Here is a 19,099-nt window from a genome sequence, read left to right on the forward strand (position 1 = left end):
CCTGGACCTGGACCATACCATACAAGAGGAACGGGCAAAATTTGTACAGTCGCTGAGTAATATGCTAACTGAAACCGATGGATGGATCAGTAAATATATCCTGACAGCACCGATTGGAGGAAAGGTTGGTTATGCGGGTATTGTTCAGGAAAATCAGACGGTTAGTGCTGGCCAGGAGTTGTTCATGATCAATCCTGCGAATACAGATTTCTTTGGAGAGGTTTATATACCGCAGTATAATATGGGGAAGGTGAGGCTTGGACAGCGTACCCTGGTGAAGATGAAGAGTTATCCGTTTGAGCAGTACGGGGTAATCAGGGGCAAGGTGAATTACATCTCAGAAGTTGCTTTTAAGGATAGTGTTTTTATTGCAAAAATTGGTTTTGAACGATTTGAAAATAAAGATCCTGAGCATAAAATTGTGCTGAAGAACGGAATGCAGGCCGATGCTGAAATTGTTACCGAAGAGAGTTCATTACTGCAGCGGTTTTTGAGGAATATAACCAAGATGTTGAATAGTAATTGATTTGTTATTACAAATTATATTCTAATGAAACATAGCTGTCCATTTATTTTTTTTGTTAGCTGTTTAATCTTGTTTTCTTCAAACAAGTTGGCAGCGCAGCAAGGTACTGCGACTAAATCCAGTCAACCACAGCCCTTGCCTTTTCGCCAGGTTAGCGGCATTGTACAAGACAGTACCGGATCGGCGGTTGCGAGTGCTCAAATAAAATTAGTATCGACAAAGGATTCGATATTGATGGGCACGAACAAAGACGGAATATTTGTACTCGAAAACGTAAAAATGGCCACATTTGTACTTACTGTTTCTGGTATAGGCTTTAAAACCATTGTAAGAAGGTATTTAAATAGCGACCAGACCCGTAAAATTGTACTGGAACCGATCATACTGCGAGATCAATCCTATCAGTTAAAGCAGGTTAATATCAACGGAAGTCCCAGCATTGTCTATAAAACTGATACAGTTGAATACAAGGCCAGCGACTATAAAGTACCGGAATATGCCACCGTTGATGAATTGCTTAAGAAAATGGAGGGGATGGAAGTAAGTGGAAATGGCCAATTGATACACAATGGGCAGCAGGTAACCAAAGCCAAGCTCAATGGCAAGGTATTTAGTGGTGGGAGTGTGGCGCAGGCCATACAGAATTTACCAGCCAATATTGTAGATAAAATACAGGTAGTAGATGATTACGGTGACCAGGCTGCCCGTACAGGGATTAAGAATGGTGACCCTGAAAAGACGCTTAATATTACCACAAGGGCTGATAAATCTATCGGCAATCTGGCAACAATAACTTCACAAGAGGGGAATAATAGCCGATATAACGAGAAATTTTCCATCCAGAATATTTATGCCAATCGCGTAATAAGCTTAATTGGTAACATCAGTAGCACGGTTAATGGAATAGCTTCATCTAATGCAATAGGCGGCGGAACAAATGGATCGTCTATGCCTGGAACTATCAGATCTGGGTCGTCCATATTGAGTTACACCAATAGCTGGAACAACAAAATAACGGTTACGGGTAGTTACGCTTATAATTTCAATAATACCAATTCTGTAAGTAACAGTTATGGGCAAATTAATTCGAGTATGGGGGCAGGTAATTTTAAAAACAATCATGAAGCTCGTAATGACAGTAAAGGTCAGGCTGTAAAATTTGAATTAAACTACAATATAGGTAAATTCGATTATTTGCAGATAAATCCTACATTTAATTATACCAGTTCGGTTGTAAACAGCAATGTATTAACAGATAATTTAAATTATTTTACTACGGGATTTGAGCATGCTGTAGTAAATCTTGTAACGATAAATCCTGCAACAGGCTATAATTATGGATTAACAGGTTTATACGTTCATTCTTTTAAAAAAAACAGGAGGAACTTTTCGGTACAGGCAGGATTTACACAATCCAATAACCAAATAAATGGAGATAAAAGGGCTGATTATCGTTATTATATGGATGCTACGCAAAATGTATTGGTAAAAGACTCATTGTCACATTTGCTAACGTTTAAAACCAGTAATAATAAGGTCTATCATTCTGTTATTACCTACGCCGAACCTATAAGTAGCCGGTCGCAGCTCGAATTTACCGGACAGATCAAAAATTCCGCTTACGATAATAAGGCGGTATCAGATACTGTACTTGCTGGTGGTCAATTACGAGAACTTAGCCGGCTGGAGAATATCTATAACTTTTCATTTACAGAAACGAGGCTAACAGCCGATTACAGGTATGGAGGTGAAAAAGACAATTTGTCACTGGGCGCAGCACTTGTCCCCACTGTTTTATCAGGCGTTCAGGTAAATAATAATACCAATACTACTATTTCAACCTCCCGTTCTGATTTCAGGATCATACCTATATTCAGGTATTCTCACTCTTGGTCAACCGCTGAACGGTTCCAGCTCACCTACTCCGGGACAAATAACGAGCTCAATTTTCAGCAGATACAACCCTTTATCGATAGATCGGACCCCAACAATATCATTATTGGTAATCCCGACCTCAAGCCTACTTTTACCCATAATATTACTTCCAGTTATAACAAATACTTCCCGAATGATAAATTCAACCTTTCATTTAATGTAAGTGCGCTGTTGTATGATAACCAGGTAGCTACTAACATTATACAAATAACCCTGCCTATTTCTCCCACGTTAAATAAAACAATTAATGAGGTCAATTATGTTAATGTTAACGGTGATAAAACGCTATCCGGAAGATACTCGATCTCAAAACAATTGAATGACCGTAACTATAACCTCGAATTAAATGGCAGTATTACTTATGGATTTACTAATGCCCTAAGTAATAATTTGTCTTACCACACAACTATATGGGATTTTAATGAACGCTTTGGCCCCAGGATAAGTTTGAACGACAATAAACTGATGATAAATCCGTATGTGGGCTATGATGTCTATAAATCATCCACGACTACCTTAAATGCCATAGGTAGCACTATTACAAGTACGAAACTAGCCGTAGATGGACAAATATATTTTCCGCATTCTTTTCAGATACATTATGCCGCCAGCAAAAATTATATATCAGGTTTTTCAAATTATAATTTGAATCCCTTGATTATTAATGCCGGTTTTGAAAAGCGCCTTTTAAGGGCACATAATCTAGCGATTACTTTTGATGTCTTTGATTTGCTCCATCAGAATAACTTTATGCAGCAATTTGTTACACCACAATCGACAACCTATACCTTATCGACTACCAATAGCAGGTATTTTTTAGTTGGCCTCCGTTTAAATCTACAGAAATGGGGGGGGACTCCGATGCATAATGGTCAGCCTATGATGCGAAGAGGTGATGGGGGTTTTGTTAATTAAGCCTTGAATTCCAGTTGTTTAGTGTGTTATTCTGAATGAATGCCTGTGGATTCTTAAAAGCCCCTGGAATTGTAAATAATTGAGTTGATAAACGATTATCTTTAAATATAGTAGCTAACAATACTTAAATGTTTTTTTCTCGTACAGCCCTAAAAACGAGTGCCGACGTTATCGGTACCGCTTAACTGGCCCGGCGTGGCAGGGCCAAAATTTTAAATAATTAAATTTTGTACAAAAGTATGAAGAAATTAAGTCTAAGAGCTTCGATCTTTCAGAAAGGTGAAGTATTAACAAGAGGTCAATTAAAAAAAGTACTAGGGGGTGATGGAAGTGATGGTGGTAGTAGTGGTGGGCCAGGTGTCTGCAATTTTCGCTGTTGTACAGACCAGCATACCAATTGCAGTGCATACACCTCTTCCACCCATTCATGTAACACTTCTAACGATTGTAATAGTACGATGGCTAGTTGCAGTTCCGGGCATTTATACTGGAGCTGTTTTTAATTGCAATAAAGTATATTGTATCTGTACAGATACAATATACTTTGATTACCTCATTATAAACCATCTTTCTATGAATAAAAATAGTATTATCAATATTGCGTTGTTGTTACCTGTTATTTTATTTGGAAATGCTCCTTTTATGGCTGTGGCCCAAAAACTGCCAAAGATACAACAGACAGGTAAGCGTGCACCAGCTGATATTAAAATAGACGGTAAAACAACAGAATGGAATGATGAATTCCAGGCTTACAATATCAATAATCGTATTTATTATTCAATATCTAACGATGATGTTAATCTCTATTTAACGGTACGCGCGAGTGACGGATACGGGAATGAGAAAGCAATATTTGGAATAAGTTTTATGGTGAAAATACCGGCAGAAACAGGCGAAAAATCTAAAAAAAATATAGTAGTTACTTTTCCGCCTACAATTGAGGTAGCAAAAATTGATCCTGTCAGATATACCGTAGTAGCTGTTAGAAGACTAAAAAATGGTACAACAAATGCAGATCAGAAAAAGATAGACTCATTAAGGTTGGTTGCTAATAAAATGATGGGGGGCGTATTCAAAGAAATAAGTATAACCGGTATAAAAGAGATCCGTGAATCTTTAATTTCCATTTATAATACAGAAAGCATAAAGGTAGCTGCACAATTCAATGATCATATGCAATATACATATGAGATGGCTATACCATTGAAATATCTTGGTCCAGCCATCAATGGCGGACAGAAATTCAGTTACAATATTAAGATGAACGGATTACCGGAAAAAACACCTGATAGTCCCTATCCTCCCCCTACACTATCGATTGAGGCTTTAGGTCAAGATAATGCTTATGTAAGCTATCCTACAGACTTTTCAGGAATTTATACTCTGGTGAAAAAATAACCAATTGCCCTATAGTTAAGAGATACTTCATTTTTTATTACTGCTTAAGGCTATTTAGAGGTGCGTCAATAAAACATCGATAATAATCAATATTAGAGGAGTTTGTTAAGGGAGGGATTGCTATTTTGGTATTCAAACTTGTTTGTTAAACTAGCGTCTCATGAAAAAATTAATGTTTTCTTCTCAAGAATCTCTCAGGGTCATCTCTTCCCTGGATATCATATATTGTAAATCAGATAACTGTTATACCAGCGTCTTTTTGAAAAGCGGAGAAGAATTGATTGCCTGTAAATCATTGAAGAGAATTGCTCAGGAATTGGGCTCTCTGACATTTATCAGGGTCAATCAATCCTATTTAATTAATAAAGATTTTATTAAAAGTATTAACAAGAAGAGTAAAATTGTAGAACTTGTAAATAATCAGAGCATTCCATTTACAGTTACTTTAAAGGATCTGCTCATGAATCTTGATATCTGTATCTTTTAGGATTGCAGTATCATCAAATCGAGTTGATGATACTGCAAGTCTTTAAGTTAAATGGTCGTACGGCTATTTGCTTTCTAAGCTAATAACTGCACTGTTTAAACCCGGGCTTTCTGCTTTTACAGAGAACTTGCCTTTTTGGCCTTTCTTTCCTTTTACAATAACCAATGCCATTCCATTATAGGCTGGTCTTTCATGGCTTTGAAAAGGCACAAAGCTGGTTGCATCGCCATTATCTGTGGCTACAATTTCTCCTGGGCCTTGTACCGAGAATTTAATGGAATTATGCGTACGGGGTACTGTTAATCCCTCTTTGTCTGTTATTTTTACAGTAATATAAGATAGATCCTCTCCTCCTGCTTTAATCACAGGATGATTGGCGGATAAAGTCATTTTAGCGGCTTCTCCTGTGGTTTTTACCACATCGGTGGCCCATGCTTTACCTTTTTTATAACAAACTACTTTTAATTCGCCAGGGGTATATTTTACATCGTCCCAAACCAAACGGAAATCTTTTCCAGGGGTTTTAGTTTTGCGCCCCAGGCTCTTTCCATTTAAGAATAATTCGGCTTCATCACCAGAGGTGTAAACATGAACAGGGGTAACCTGGCCAATCCGTTCTGCCCAATTCCAGTGGGGTAAAATATGTGCCATTGGATAATCTGGCCTCCATTGTGATTGATACAGGTAGTAGCGGTCCTTTGGAAAGCCAGCTAAATCTACAATGCCAAAATAGCTGCTTCTTGATGGTGGGTTCTTTTTGCGGAGTTCTTCCAGCTTTAGTTCTAGTTCTTTCCTTTTAGCAGGATCGTTCCGGAAATTTTGCAGATTGGTGGCGTCTGAATTATAAGGGGTGGGCTCTCCGAGATAATCGAAACCTGTCCAAACAAATTCACCTAAGAGATGCGGATATTTGGCATTGGTACGGAACTGCTCATCTGGTGAACAGCCCCAACCCGGAAAGGCGGAATCATATGAAGATATTTGCCAGTTCTGATAGTCATTCCCAAAGAAATACTCACCACGTGAGGAAACACAAGAGGAGGTCTCACTACCCAGGGTGGGTTTATTTGTGTAACGGGGGTCGGCATCCCATTTAGGTTGCTGACTAAAGAAATAATTAACGCCCATAATGTCTAATGCTTCAACGGCACCTGATTCCCGTCCTCCGTCAGGATCGTTATAGCCATTGGAAACCGGGCGGGTTGGATCTGCTTTTTTAATGATGTCTGCGAGGTGTTTTGTCATTTCTACATTTCGCTGTTCCATTACCTCGTTTCCGATAGACCAGATAAAAACGGAAGGATGATTGCGATCGCGGTGAACCATGGCTTCGAGATCTTTTTGATGCCATTCCTCATAAATCTTATTGTAATCTAATTTCCGTTTGCCGGCTTTCCAGCAATCAAAAGCCTCATCCCATACCAGAAAGCCCATTTGGTCTGCTAGTTCGAGTAGTTCTGGTGCAGGTGGATTGTGTGAGGTGCGTAAGGCATTACAACCCATATCTTTAAGGATAGTGAGCTCACGGCGTAGCGCACTGGTATTGATGGCTGCACCTAAAGCACCTAAATCATGATGGTTACAGGTTCCCTGGATTTCAACCCTGTGGCCATTAAGCTGGAAACCATCGCGGGCGGTAAATTTAAGGGTACGGATGCCAAATGGGGTCTGGTAAGTATCAACCACTTTACCATTTACACTAACGGTGGTTTGTGCGATGTACCGGTTAGGAGCAACAATATCCCAGCGCTTGGGATGCTGAATTGTAGCTTGTGTATTGGTGGTTACCGCCGCACCCGCATTTATTTTTATTGCAGACGTGTTGAAAGAAGTGATTTTTGTTCCAGGCTTATTTTGCTGATCCAATTCGAATACAGAAGTTTGAACCGTGGCTTCCACCGGGAGTGTACTTTGGTTTTCAACAGTAACGTCCATCTTAACCTTTGCCGAGGCGTCAGTAATTTCCGGAGTGGTAATAGAGGTACCCCAATGGCCAACATGGACCTGATCTGTTTTTACCAACCACACATGGCGGTAAATTCCGGCACCTGGATACCATCTCGAATCCCAGTTTTCGGTGTCCAGACGAACCGCGAGTACATTCTCTTTACCCGTCAACAGGTAAGGTGTTAAATCCATCCGGAAGGAATTGTACCCATAGGGCCATGTTCCTACATAATGGCCGTTGAGCCAGATTTTGGCATTGGCCATGGCGCCGTCAAAGTCTACAAAGATCCTTTTTCCCACGTCCGTTGCTGGGATTTTAAAATGTTTTCTGTACCACCCTATTCCCTTCCAGGGAAGTTTGCCTGTACCGCCCTCCAGTTCAATTCCAAAGGGACCGGTAATGCCAAAATCGTGGGGTAAGTTTAGTTTTTGCCAAGAGCTTTCATTTAAAGTTGTACTTTCTAAATTTTGAGGTTCTTCAATTCGTGAACCATCAGCTTGCAAGCCGTATCTGGCAAATGCCCAGTTGTCGTCAAATGACTGGGTATTGGTTGCACCCATCCTTATCACAGGTTTGGTTTGAGAAAAGGATGTGGTTGCTACCGATAGGTTGAGAATAGCCATTAAAGCTATTCGTAACATTGGTAATCGTTTAATGGAAATCATTTAAATGTGTGTTAAACTATTATTTGGGTTGATATTAATCAGTTTTATACTAAACCTTGGGCTCCCAGCCAGGTTCATAAGTGCGACTCCAAAGTTTTTGTGCTTCATGGTCATTAATGATATGTCCGTTCTTCGGGTTCAGATGCAGGTCGCGTCCGACACGCCAGGAGATATTGGCCAGCTGCATAGCGACAACACTTTTGTAACCCAGTTCTACATCGCAACTAGGGAGCGTATTGTTGCGGATGGCGTCTAGGAAATTTCGCACATGCAGACTGTCCATACTTAAACTTGGACTGGCTGTATTTCGGCCTTGTATTGATGCATCTGTCGATCCTTGTTTCTTTATTTGTTTAGCTATTTTACCATCCAGATCATATATGGTGTAGTTTTCGCCGTCGGTATCCAGGCTGCCATTTTCACCATAAAAAATAACACCACGCTCGGCGCCTTCTATTTTTCTGCCATTGGAACTTCTGTTTTCCCACATCAGAGAAATCCGGCCCGGATAATCCATGGTGACGATTTGCGTATCTGGAGTTTGCCAATCATCTTTAAATTGGTACCGGCCGCCAACAGAACTGACTCTGGTTGGAAAATCAACCTGTAAACCCCATCGGGCAAGATCTACTTCATGCGTGCCATTGTTTAAGGCCTCGCCCGTACCGTAATCCCAAAACCAATGCCAGTTATAGTGTATCAGTCCGTCCCGGTAGGCTTGGCGCGGTGCAGGGCCTTGCCACAGTTCATAGTTCAGCCAATCGGGTACAGGAGCAGGTTTAAGATAGGTTGCTTTGCGGTTATTGGTGTACCAGGTTTTTGCAAGATAAAGCCGGCCGATTACACCGCCGTGCAATTCTTTTATACACTGTATAGCCATGGGAGAGGACCTGCGCTGAGCGCCCATTTGTACAATACGTTTATATTTTCTGGCGGCCTGAACGGCCAATTCACCTTCATGAGGATTGTGGCTTAGTGGCTTTTCGACATAAACGTGTTTTCCAGCCTGACAACCCATAATGGTCATTGGCGCATGCCAGTGATCGGGCGTAGCAATGAAGATGGCATCGATACCTTTATCCTGCATGACTTTGCGAACATCAACTTCACCTTTAGGTGCTTCGTTCTGCTTACCGATAGCCATAATATTTTTCTGAACCTTAGGGATGGTTCTCGAATCTACGTCGCACACTGTATTGATCATTACGTTCTGCTGCTGGGCAAAAGTGCCAGACATGCTATCTCCCCGGCCATTTAGTCCAATGATGGCTATATGCATCCGGTCGTTAGCACCGATGATCCTATTATAGCTAGATGCGGTAAAACCGAAGGTCTTACTTCCTATGGCCAGGCTGCCGGCTGTTATAGCTACCTTTTTGATGAACTCACGTCTTTTTTCCATGGATTATAATATGTTCATTATTAAAACTACAGAGGAGTTGCTAATCTGCAGTGATTTCATCGGCAAATGTCCATCCTGGTTTTCCTTCGCCAGGATGTCCTTTTGGACATGCTTTGACGGTTGCTGCTGTTACGCGAATATAGCGAACATTTAGTGCTGAAAATTTGGTTTCAAAGTCGCGCATAATTGGATTAAGTGCAGTTACCGGAATATCATTAACAAGAGATCCCACTTCCTGGAAATGCTGACCATCGGTAGAGACTTCAAATTTTACCGTTTGTGGTAAGAATATCCAGTCCTTATAGCTTTGTAAACAACCAAGTCCAATTTTGCTGATCTTTTTCTCCGATCCAAGATCCACTGTAGCAATGAGGTCGTCGTTGCTAATTCCTATCCAGAATTTACCGGGATTGGATTTTCCACGTATGCCGTCGGTTAAGGAATTGGGGCCATCGGCAGGATAATATTTAGAGGGTGCGTTGGTGTATTGGACCGTGCCTCCAATGGCTTTATGAATAGCGAATTTTTGTTCAACCGGCACTAAGTTCATGACCTTGTCATTGAGCACGCTAACGGCTTTGATGGTTTGGGTAGACTCTACCGGAATAGGTGAAGTATATTTTGTACTGGATAATCCAGGAACAGAGCCGTCTAAGGTATAATAGACCGTGGCCTCTGGTGAATCGGAAGATAAGTTAACGCTGAGTTTTCCACTTTGGGATATCGGGTTAATTTTTACCGTAAAATTCCCGGGTGAATAGTGTAAGCCTTTTTGATCAAAAGCTTTAAAATGAACTTTAAGACGGGAGTAAAAGTTCTCCCAGTTTTTTTTGCCTGGTGGAGACCATACAGATTCTGCCAGGGCCAGCATTCTGGGCAGAACCATATATTCAAGATGTTCTGTTGTGGATATATTTTCTGTCCATACGTTACCCTGGGCTCCTAGTACATGTTGATGTTCTGCGGTATTTAATTCTTTTGGAACGGGGTCATAATCATATACATTTCTGAGGGTGTTAAAACCGCCACCAGCATAGGGTTCTCCTTCTGGTCCGGCCTGGTAGGCATCAAAGTAACAAGGAGTTCCTGGTGTCATGACCACATCGTGTCCCATTTTTGCGGCTTGAATTCCTCCACTTTCTCCGCGCCAGCTCATAACGGTTGCTTCGGGGGCAAGGCCGCCCTCCAGGATCTCATCCCAACCAATAAGCTTTCTTTTTTTACTAATGATAAAACGTTCAATGCGTTTAATAAAATAACTTTGAAGTTCTTCTTCATTTTTTAAGCCCTCTTTTTGAATTCTTTGCTGACAACGTGGGCATTTTTTCCAGGGTTCTTTATCTACTTCGTCGCCGCCAATATGAATATAGGTGGAAGGGAAGATCTCCATAACTTCTGTCAACACATCTTCTATAAAAGAGAATACCGCTTCATTGCCAGCACAGTAATTGGAAGCCATATTGGTGTAATTTCCTCCGGTTAGCGGAAGCTGCGGCATTTGTGTACAGCTCAATTGTGGATAAGCTGCAATTGCTGAGGCCACATGGCCGGGCATTTCTATTTCCGGAATAATGGTGATATTTCTTGCTTTGGCATAGGCTACGATTTCTTTCAACTGCTGTTGTGTGTAAAATCCACCATAATTAGCGGGTTCTTCAGGTTTGGCTTGTGGCCGGTTGCCCCATAGTTTGTCCGTTTGATCAACCCTCCATGCACCGACTTGTGTAAGTTTTGGGTATTTTTTTATTTCCATTCTCCAGCCCTGGTCATCTACCAGGTGCCAGTGGAAGGTGTTCATTTTGTACAGGGCCATCAGGTCAATATATTCTTTAACTACATCGGCTGAAAAAAAATGACGGCTTACATCGAGGTGCATCCCTCTCCATGAAAATCTGGGATAATCATTGATCAGCATACAAGGTACATGCAAGGATTCGTTGGTACGCACTTGAGGTAAGGTTTGCAGCAAGGATTGAATACCATAAAAAATACCACCATAACTGCTTGCCTTGATGGTGAGGCTGGAATTGGTTACAGATAGCTGGTAGCCCTCTTTCGGTAAATGACTGGCATTTGAAAGGACAAGGTTTATTGTGTTTTTTCCTGGCTTATTGACTTTTAGAGAATATCCGGAAATATTTTGCACCATTTTTTGTAAAAACTGCACGGCAGGCTCTGTTGCTTTTTGTTGTTTGTCAAAATGTACCGAGGTATTGTTGTCGATAACAAAGAAGCCACGGCTCATTTGTATTTCGACTGGTTGGGGGATAATAGAAGGGGGCTGTTGTGCTAATAGTAACTTAGGTAACAGAACAATAAAAAGAAATTTGAGTTTCATAATGAGGATATACCATATCGTAATTTACTAAAATCGGAATATAAAAACCGAAGTACTACAATAAATTTGATCTATTGTGATGTTATTTTGATTATAGAGCATCCCTCATCTTATTGTTGAGAAAAATATGTTTTCTGATCTAGCTGAATCTTACAGATTCTGAGGCTTGATCATAAAACATATTTTTCCTGGGCGCAGACACTGGATAGTGTATAGGCTGGGTACATAAATGTTTTTTATAACCAGGTCAGGTGCTAATTCTTCAAAATAATCCAGTGTTGTAAAAATAAAGTTTATGGCTTTTTAACAGACGTTTATTGAAATTTTGATAATATGGTTGCATTGGGAAAGTTTGTTTTTTGATTGCTTTTCTGGTCGTAAATTTTTTATATTTGATTTTATATAAACTTGCTTCTGGATATTTCCATCTATGATTTCACTAAACAATGAACAAGATCTTCTACTTAGATTGAAATCCAACGACCAGGCAGCATTTAATGAATTGTACAGGAAATACGAACGAAAAATATTTTATAACCTGAGTAAATTAGTTCACTCTAATCATATCGCGGCAGAATTGCATCAGGATGTATTTTTAAAAGTCTGGCAATCTCGGAGCCAGTTGAATACGGAACTTCCTTTCGAAGCTTTTCTGGTAACTATAGCTAAGAATATGGCTATTGATTTTTATCGCAGTACTTCAAGGAACAAGAAGTTAATGGATCATCTGATCAGTTTAATGACGGAGCTACATGATCCAATTACAGATTTGATGGAGGCTAAAGATTACCGGATGATATTAGAGAATGCAGTTAGTAAACTCCCTCCCCAACGACAGCTTGTATTCAGATACATCAAGCTGGAAGATAAAAGTTATGAAAATGCTGCAGTCTATTTTGGGGTTTCTGTAGGGACAATCAAAGACCATATGGCCAAAGCAATGGCTTTCCTTAAGGAAGAAATGAACAATAATAAGTTTGATCTTTTGTTGCTTTATTTTATTCACCTATATTTTCGTTAATTTATAAATAGAGTTTTTCAAAAAAAATAGAACGGAGCATAGATTTTTTGTTTTACAATCGTATGGTATATAAAAGGGGAGAATCATGGACGATTTAAAAGCACTTTATGCCAAATATCTTAGGAGACAATGTACACCGGAAGAAGTGCAGAAACTGATGGGACATTTTCAGTTATATGGAGAACAGAGTCCTTTGGCAGAACTTATTGAACGTGAGTTAGAAGAAGAGGAGCCAAAAGAGGAAGATCCGGCAGATGTAAAAGCCCTTTTGGAAGAGAATTTTGTCTACATAAACCGTTATATCAACAAAAAGAAAAGTTATTCGTGGTATTGGCAGCTCACCATTGCCGCTTCTGTTCTTCTGGTATGTGCAGCCGGGTTATATTTCTATAAAAGACCTGAACAGAACATCGGTCAGCGGGCAGAAGTGGCCAGTGTTACTGATGTAAAACCAGGGGGGGACCGTGCTAAATTAACACTTAGCAATGGTAAGACCATTGATCTGGATGAGGCTGCTAATGGAATCCTGGCTCAGCAAAGTGGTATCAGCATCACCAAAACAACCAGCGGACAGTTGATTTATAGAGTAAAGACAGCGGACCTGAGTAGCAAAATGTCTTATAATGTAATTTCTACCCCAAAAGGGGGGCAATACCAAATCATTCTTCCAGATGGAAGTAAAGTTTGGTTAAATTCGGCTTCTGCTTTGAAATTTCCGACCGCTTTTAAGGATAAAGAAAGGCGCGTCGAACTTCATGGAGAAGGTTACTTTGAAGTCGCCAAAAACCAAAATAAGCCTTTTATTGTTCAAGCTCCAGGAACGACAGTACGGGTATTGGGCACACATTTTAACGTAATGGCTTACGAGGACGAAAAAGAGGTGCGTACCACACTACTGGAAGGCGCTGTGCAGCTAAAAAGTAAAACCGCTTCAGTAATCTTAAAACCGGGACAGCAAGGCTTGCTTTTAGGAAATATAGGGAGTATTCAAGTGCAAGATGCAGATTTAGAATCCGTTATGGCCTGGAGGAATGGCTATTTCATTTTTGATAGAGCCAATCTTCCCGAACTCATGCGCCAGATTTCCAGATGGTATAATTTAGAAATTGTTTACGAAGGACCGATTGGTGAACATGAGTTTGTAGGTAAGATCAAAAGATCGTCTAGCTTAAACACAGTTTTGAAAGTATTAGAAAATGGGGGCCTGAATTTTAAACTGGAAGGAAAGACTTTAATTGTAAGGCCCTGATTTAAATGTAGAATCAATTAACCAAAAATAGATAACCAAACAAAACTAAACCAATAATCCATGAAAGAATACTACTAACCTCACCTTAGGTTAACCGTGCCATACGTGGTATCAAGGAAAAAACCAGGCCCCGATAGCGTCAGGGCCCGGTAATGCTGCATCCAATAGCGTTAGATGCAGACAGGTTCCGGTTAATCTCAAAAAACTTGTAACAGATTTATCTTCTAACCAAAACCGTACAAAAGTATGCAATTAAACTTATGTGGGAAAACTTTGCCAGTCCGCAAATATTTCCCATCTCAAATCATTCTGATGATGAAATTGACCTTAATTTTATTAACAGTATTCTGTATGTCTGTATCTGCGAAAGTATTTTCCCAGAGAATTACGCTTTCAGAGAAAAACGTGTCTTTACCCTCTGTATTGAAAGCCATTGAGAAACAGAGTGGCTACCAATCTTTTTATGATCTTAAACTATTGAGATCAGTAGGCAAAATCAACATCGATCTTAATGGGGCAACAGTTGAACAGGCGCTGGAACAGGCACTTTCTGGAAAGCCACTGATATTTAGCATTGTTGACAATATCATTGTGATCAAACGGGGAAAGATTGAAAGCCTGTCGTGGGCTATCCTTAAAGATAAAATAACAGGGATTGTTCTGGATGAAAAAGGCTTGCCGCTGCCAGGAGTTAGTGTCAGGGTTAAAGATAACAATACGGGCTCTACTACCGACAACGACGGTAAGTTCCAGTTGAACGCAAAAAAAGGTGATATTCTTGTATTTAGTTACGTAGGTTATGCAATGCAGGAAATTGCGCTTACCGGGAATACATCTTTACAGATAACCTTGAAGGCCATAACTAATGAGATGAGTGAAATCGTGGTCATTGGTTATGGGGCGGTAAAACGTAGAAATGTTACCGGGGCAATTGCTTCTGTTAAAACGGCAGAACTGAATACTTCCACATCTTCTAATATTGGCCAGGCGTTAGCTGGAAGGGCCGCTGGTGTAACTGTACTGCAATCCAGCGGACAGCCAGGGGCAGGCGTGAGTTTGCAGATCAGAAGCAACCCGTCCAATGCTTCTGCCGGTGCCTTGTACGTTATAGATGGGGTAGTGGTCAATGATAATGCTGGCGAGCCGGATTCCCAAACCCGGTATGGGGGATCTGGTGTAGACCGATCACCGTTAAACTTTATCAACCCCAATGATATTGAATCTATTGACTTTTTGAAAGATGCCAGTGCAACGGCCATTTATGGTGCACGTGCCGGAGGCGGCGTTGTACTTATCACTACAAAGAAAGGAAAAGGGGACAGGCCTAATGTCGAATATTCGGGAAGTCAGTCTTATCAGAAAGCGATTAAATTTTATGATATTCTTGGAACTAAGGATTATATGATGGTCAGAAATGATATCCTAAAGGAAAAGTGGATGCAGGACAATAAAATAGCGCCCTATGGTACCGTAAATCCGACCACAGTGAATCCATTTGTTCCAAAATACACCCAGCAGCAGATCAACGATCAGCCAGTAATGCCAAATGCCATTGATGCCATTACCAGAAATGGTTTAACGCAGCAGCATAATCTATCCGTATCGGGTGCACCTAATATGGGTAAGACCAGGTACTTTGCCTCAGGTAATTTCCTGAACCAGGTTGGTGTTTTAAAGCACTCGGAGTATAAAAGATACAATGGGAGATTGAATTTAGATCAGTCTTTGGGAGATCATGTAAAGGTAGGCGCCAATATCATCGTCTCTAATTCCAATGCCAACAATGCAAATATTGGAACCACTGGAAATGAATACTCGGGGATGGTACTTTCTGCATTTTACTATCCGGCCACTATGCCGTTGCAAGACGCCAATGGGAATTATCCAATTAACCCTGATTACCAGAACTCTCCAAACCCATTGTCTTTTCTTGAAGTAACCGATTTTACCAAAAGCAGCAGGGTACTTACCAATGGATATGCAGAGTGGAACATCCTTAAAAATTTATCTGCAAGGGCTAATTTTAGTTATGACCAGTCTACAGCAAAAAGGTATACTTACCTGCCAAAAACGTTTCTGTATGGCGCCAGAGCGGGTGGACAGGCCTCTGTTTCTGAAAGCAGCTCTACCTCAAAGCTGATGGAATATATCCTTAATTATACACATGATTTTGGAGGGGCTGGTAAATTGACTGCCGTTGCGGGGCATTCTTATCAGCTGACGGATCGGGAAGGGTTAAGTGCTGAAAATGATCATTTTGCAACAGATAATTTTTTATTTAATAATCTCGGATTTGGGACAGCAGATCGGCCGCAAGTTGGATCTTTCCGGGCCCCGACCAAGGTTTGGAAATCTTTCTTTGCAAGAGCAATCTATGAACTGGATGATAAGTATATACTGAGTGCCAGTATCCGAAAAGATGGGGCCTCTAACTTTGCTAAGAATAAGAAATACGGTACTTTTCCAGGTGTTTCAGCAGCCTGGGTCATTTCAGAAGAACCCTTTATTAAAAAAACTGTTCCAGCCATTGATCTGTTAAAATTGCGGCTGGGATACGGAACAACCGGAAATAGCGAAATTGGAGGGAGTGCCTCTTCTTATTATTCGTCAGATGCATCTTATGTGTTCGGGAGTTCCAATTACCCTGGGGTAGTTTTAAACCAGTTGAACAATGATAATTTAACCTGGGAAACCCAGCGCGACCTGAATGCAGGGATTGATTTTGCAATATTGAAGAATAGAATAAGCGGATCTTTTGATTATTTTAACAGAACGATCAGTGATTTGCTGACCCAAATTCCACTTTCAACGGATTTTCCGGTAAGTTCCGTTGCTTTTAACGCTGGAAAGACAAGAAGTAAAGGCTGGGAGATGAACTTGCAAACAAAGAATCTGATCAGTGAATCTGGTAAAGGACTGAATTGGAGTACAAGCTTTAACGTATCTCATTATTACAATTCATGGGTGGAGAGAGAGCCTAATGCCTTAAAAACACTTGCCAAATATATAGATGTTCAGGGGCCTTATAATGGCTTATACCGTTATGTTTCGGACGGGATCTATAGAGGAGACGGACCTGCACCTTCCTGGATGCCCGGTATTTTACCAGGGGGCGTAATTATTAAGGATTTAAATGGCTATGATGCCAATGGTAATTTAACAGGTAAACCCGATGGTAAAATCTCGTCAGCAGACCAGGTGCAGGTGGGTATTAATGGTGCCCGTTATAGTTTTGGTTTCAACAATACCTTCACCTATCGGAATTTCGATCTTTCTATTTACATGTATGGTTTTATTCAGAAAAAGCAGAATCAGGATTATTCTGAAGCTTTCAGGACCTATGCTCAGTTGGGTGCTTTTGGATGGAATGTTTTAAGTATTGCAAAAGACCGATGGACACCCTCCAATCCAAATGCACAATTTCCAACAGGTCTTCCAGATCCTTACGCAACTTATGTGAGTAATTCTGACTACTGGTTGGAAAATGGCAATTTTATACGCTGCAGGGATATTACTTTGGGCTATAAATTTGGAAATAAAATCCTGGATAAACAGAATGTATTGAAGAATCTAAGGCTGTCCGTAAACGTTCAAAACCCATTTATCATTACCAAATATAAAGGTATGGACCCTGAGCTTCAAAACTACTTGGTTTATCCCATGACCCGTTCGTTTACTATTGGCATAAATGCAGGATTCTAACTAATTATCATTAAACGATGAAAACAAATATGAAATTAAAGATATATAAAAGGGTTGTGCTGTTGATCATTGCATCAAGCACACTATTGCTGTCTTGCGAGAAAGCCCTGGAAGAAAAGACATTTGACAAATATGCTTCAGATAGTTTTTTTAAAAGTGCAGAGGATGCAAAAAGTGCCGTTACAGCGATGTATTCAGGAATGACCGGAGCAGGTATTTATGGCGGCGGCTGGGGTGCCACAAATGAAGGCTGGGATATCCAGTCGAGCTTTACTACAGATGAAATGATTTGTTCCTGGGGATGGGACGGCTGGATTAAATTTAACAATCTGAATTTTTCAGAAGATTTTGGCGAGCTGCTCAATCATTACAATGCTTTGATGCCGCTTATTTCGGAAATTGCGATTGATATGGATAAAATTCAATCGATCCAGATGGATGGAAAATTAAAATCCCAGTATATCGCAGAAATGAAAGCATTGCGGGGACATTATTCCTGGATCCTGTATAATCATTATGGCCCGGTGCCCATCCGTATAAATGCTCAGGAGGCCTCAGATCCAAATACAAAAGCCATAGCCAGACCGACCAGGGAATGGATGGTTGGCCAGATTGAAAAGGATTACAAGGAGGCGCTTGCTGTTCTACCTACGTGCAAAGAACTTCCCTCTGTTGATTATGGGCGTTTTACGAAAGATGCCTGTTTAATGGGGCTGATGAAATTATACATGCATGAAAAAAAATGGACTGATGCGATTGTCATAGGCCGGCAGATCCAGCAGCTGGGCCATAGCCTGCAGACCAGTTATAAAGATGTTTTTACATATGAAAATAAGGGCAACAGTACAGAAATAATGCTGGCCATTTCCTGTCGTAAAGATGCAAATAACAACAATCTCTGGCTGGCCTGCAGTATGCCGGGTAATTACGTAGATCCTCACGGCCTGGAGATCACTCAGTGGGGCGGTTATAAAATGCCATGGAAAACCTATGATAGATTTGATCCTTCTGACAAACGTTTAAGTATTTTGCTGGCCAAATGGCCAACAGATGGAGGCGCTATTTTTGATGCACGGGCAAATAATTACATTGGGGCAATCCCAATAAAGTATGGCCCAGATCCTACTGCCATTAGTGAACAACAGGGTACTGACATCGTGGTATGGCGTTACGCCGATGCGTTGTTACTGCTCTCTGAAGCCATTAACGAAAGTCAGGGTCCGGTAAATGAGGCATATGATCTGATTAATGTGATCAGGGCCAGAGCAGGTGTAACTTTATACAGCCCAGGGCAATTTGATCAGGCCGGATTTCGGAAAAAAATAATGGATGAACGTTTATTCGAATTATGGGGAGAAGGAACCAGAAGAGAAGACATGATCCGGTGGGGAACATATATTCAGCGTGCTAAAGATAATGGGTCTGTATTTGCCAAACCGGAATTTGTACTGTACCCTTTACCTCGTAAAGTAATTAATGAGAGTAATGGAATTGTACAGCAGAATCCAGGCTA

Annotated in this window: 11 protein-coding genes; 8 read left to right on the top strand and 3 right to left on the bottom strand. The window is 40.7% G+C overall.

Annotated features, from left to right (window positions below; genetic code table 11):
• From R2S08_RS28395 to R2S08_RS28410, 4 genes are all read left to right on the top strand, one after another.
• A partial coding sequence (locus R2S08_RS28395; RefSeq protein ID WP_316838280.1) for an HlyD family efflux transporter periplasmic adaptor subunit occupies window positions 1–526 on the top strand: 526 nt, incomplete at its 5' end.
• A gap of 87 nt (window positions 527–613) precedes the next feature.
• A complete protein-coding gene (locus tag R2S08_RS28400; protein ID WP_316838281.1) occupies window positions 614–3,376 on the top strand; it encodes a TonB-dependent receptor in 2,763 nt (920 codons plus the stop codon).
• Between the two features lie 573 nt (window positions 3,377–3,949).
• Entirely contained in the window at window positions 3,950–4,774 is an 825-nt protein-coding gene (locus tag R2S08_RS28405) for a hypothetical protein (RefSeq protein ID WP_316838282.1), read from the top strand.
• A 160-nt stretch (window positions 4,775–4,934) separates the two neighbouring features.
• Entirely contained in the window at window positions 4,935–5,261 is a 327-nt protein-coding gene (locus tag R2S08_RS28410) for a LytTR family DNA-binding domain-containing protein (protein ID WP_316838283.1), read from the top strand.
• A 63-nt stretch (window positions 5,262–5,324) separates the two neighbouring features.
• Here R2S08_RS28410 and galB read toward each other — a convergent pair whose 3' ends face one another.
• The 3 genes from galB to R2S08_RS28425 form a co-directional block, all read right to left on the bottom strand.
• Window positions 5,325–7,850: a beta-galactosidase GalB gene (gene galB, locus R2S08_RS28415; protein ID WP_316838284.1), complete on the bottom strand. Its 2,526-nt coding sequence runs from the start codon at window positions 7,848–7,850 to the stop codon at window positions 5,325–5,327.
• Window positions 7,851–7,923: 73 nt separating this feature from the next.
• On the bottom strand, window positions 7,924–9,276 hold the full coding sequence (locus R2S08_RS28420; RefSeq protein ID WP_316838285.1) for a Gfo/Idh/MocA family oxidoreductase: 1,353 nt from the start codon (window positions 9,274–9,276) through the stop codon (window positions 7,924–7,926).
• A gap of 40 nt (window positions 9,277–9,316) precedes the next feature.
• Window positions 9,317–11,614, bottom strand: coding sequence for a family 20 glycosylhydrolase (locus R2S08_RS28425; RefSeq protein WP_316838286.1), 2,298 nt, complete (start codon window positions 11,612–11,614; stop codon window positions 9,317–9,319).
• A gap of 430 nt (window positions 11,615–12,044) precedes the next feature.
• Here R2S08_RS28425 and R2S08_RS28430 point away from each other — a divergent pair, with 430 nt between their 5' ends.
• From R2S08_RS28430 to R2S08_RS28445, 4 genes are all read left to right on the top strand, one after another.
• Window positions 12,045–12,635, top strand: a complete 591-nt coding sequence (locus R2S08_RS28430; RefSeq protein WP_316838287.1) for an RNA polymerase sigma factor — start codon at window positions 12,045–12,047, stop codon at window positions 12,633–12,635.
• 85 nt (window positions 12,636–12,720) lie between these two features.
• Window positions 12,721–13,884, top strand: coding sequence for a FecR family protein (locus R2S08_RS28435; RefSeq protein WP_316838288.1), 1,164 nt, complete (start codon window positions 12,721–12,723; stop codon window positions 13,882–13,884).
• A gap of 351 nt (window positions 13,885–14,235) precedes the next feature.
• Window positions 14,236–17,586: a TonB-dependent receptor gene (locus R2S08_RS28440; protein WP_316838289.1), complete on the top strand. Its 3,351-nt coding sequence runs from the start codon at window positions 14,236–14,238 to the stop codon at window positions 17,584–17,586.
• 29 nt (window positions 17,587–17,615) lie between these two features.
• Window positions 17,616–19,099 (top strand): RagB/SusD family nutrient uptake outer membrane protein (locus R2S08_RS28445; protein WP_316838290.1); only part of this gene is annotated, 1,484 nt, incomplete at its 3' end.

This window comes from Pedobacter nutrimenti (assembly GCF_032678445.1).
Classification (GTDB): domain Bacteria; phylum Bacteroidota; class Bacteroidia; order Sphingobacteriales; family Sphingobacteriaceae; genus Pedobacter; species Pedobacter nutrimenti_A.

Coding starts and splice junctions, on each gene's coding strand:
- R2S08_RS28405 (WP_316838282.1), top strand. CDS start 3,950: ATGAATAAAAATAGTATTATCAATATTGCGTTGTTGTTACCTGTTATT.
- R2S08_RS28410 (WP_316838283.1), top strand. CDS start 4,935: ATGAAAAAATTAATGTTTTCTTCTCAAGAATCTCTCAGGGTCATCTCT.
- galB (WP_316838284.1), bottom strand. CDS start 7,850: ATGTTACGAATAGCTTTAATGGCTATTCTCAACCTATCGGTAGCAACC.
- R2S08_RS28420 (WP_316838285.1), bottom strand. CDS start 9,276: ATGGAAAAAAGACGTGAGTTCATCAAAAAGGTAGCTATAACAGCCGGC.
- R2S08_RS28425 (WP_316838286.1), bottom strand. CDS start 11,614: ATGAAACTCAAATTTCTTTTTATTGTTCTGTTACCTAAGTTACTATTA.
- R2S08_RS28430 (WP_316838287.1), top strand. CDS start 12,045: ATGATTTCACTAAACAATGAACAAGATCTTCTACTTAGATTGAAATCC.
- R2S08_RS28435 (WP_316838288.1), top strand. CDS start 12,721: ATGGACGATTTAAAAGCACTTTATGCCAAATATCTTAGGAGACAATGT.
- R2S08_RS28440 (WP_316838289.1), top strand. CDS start 14,236: ATGTCTGTATCTGCGAAAGTATTTTCCCAGAGAATTACGCTTTCAGAG.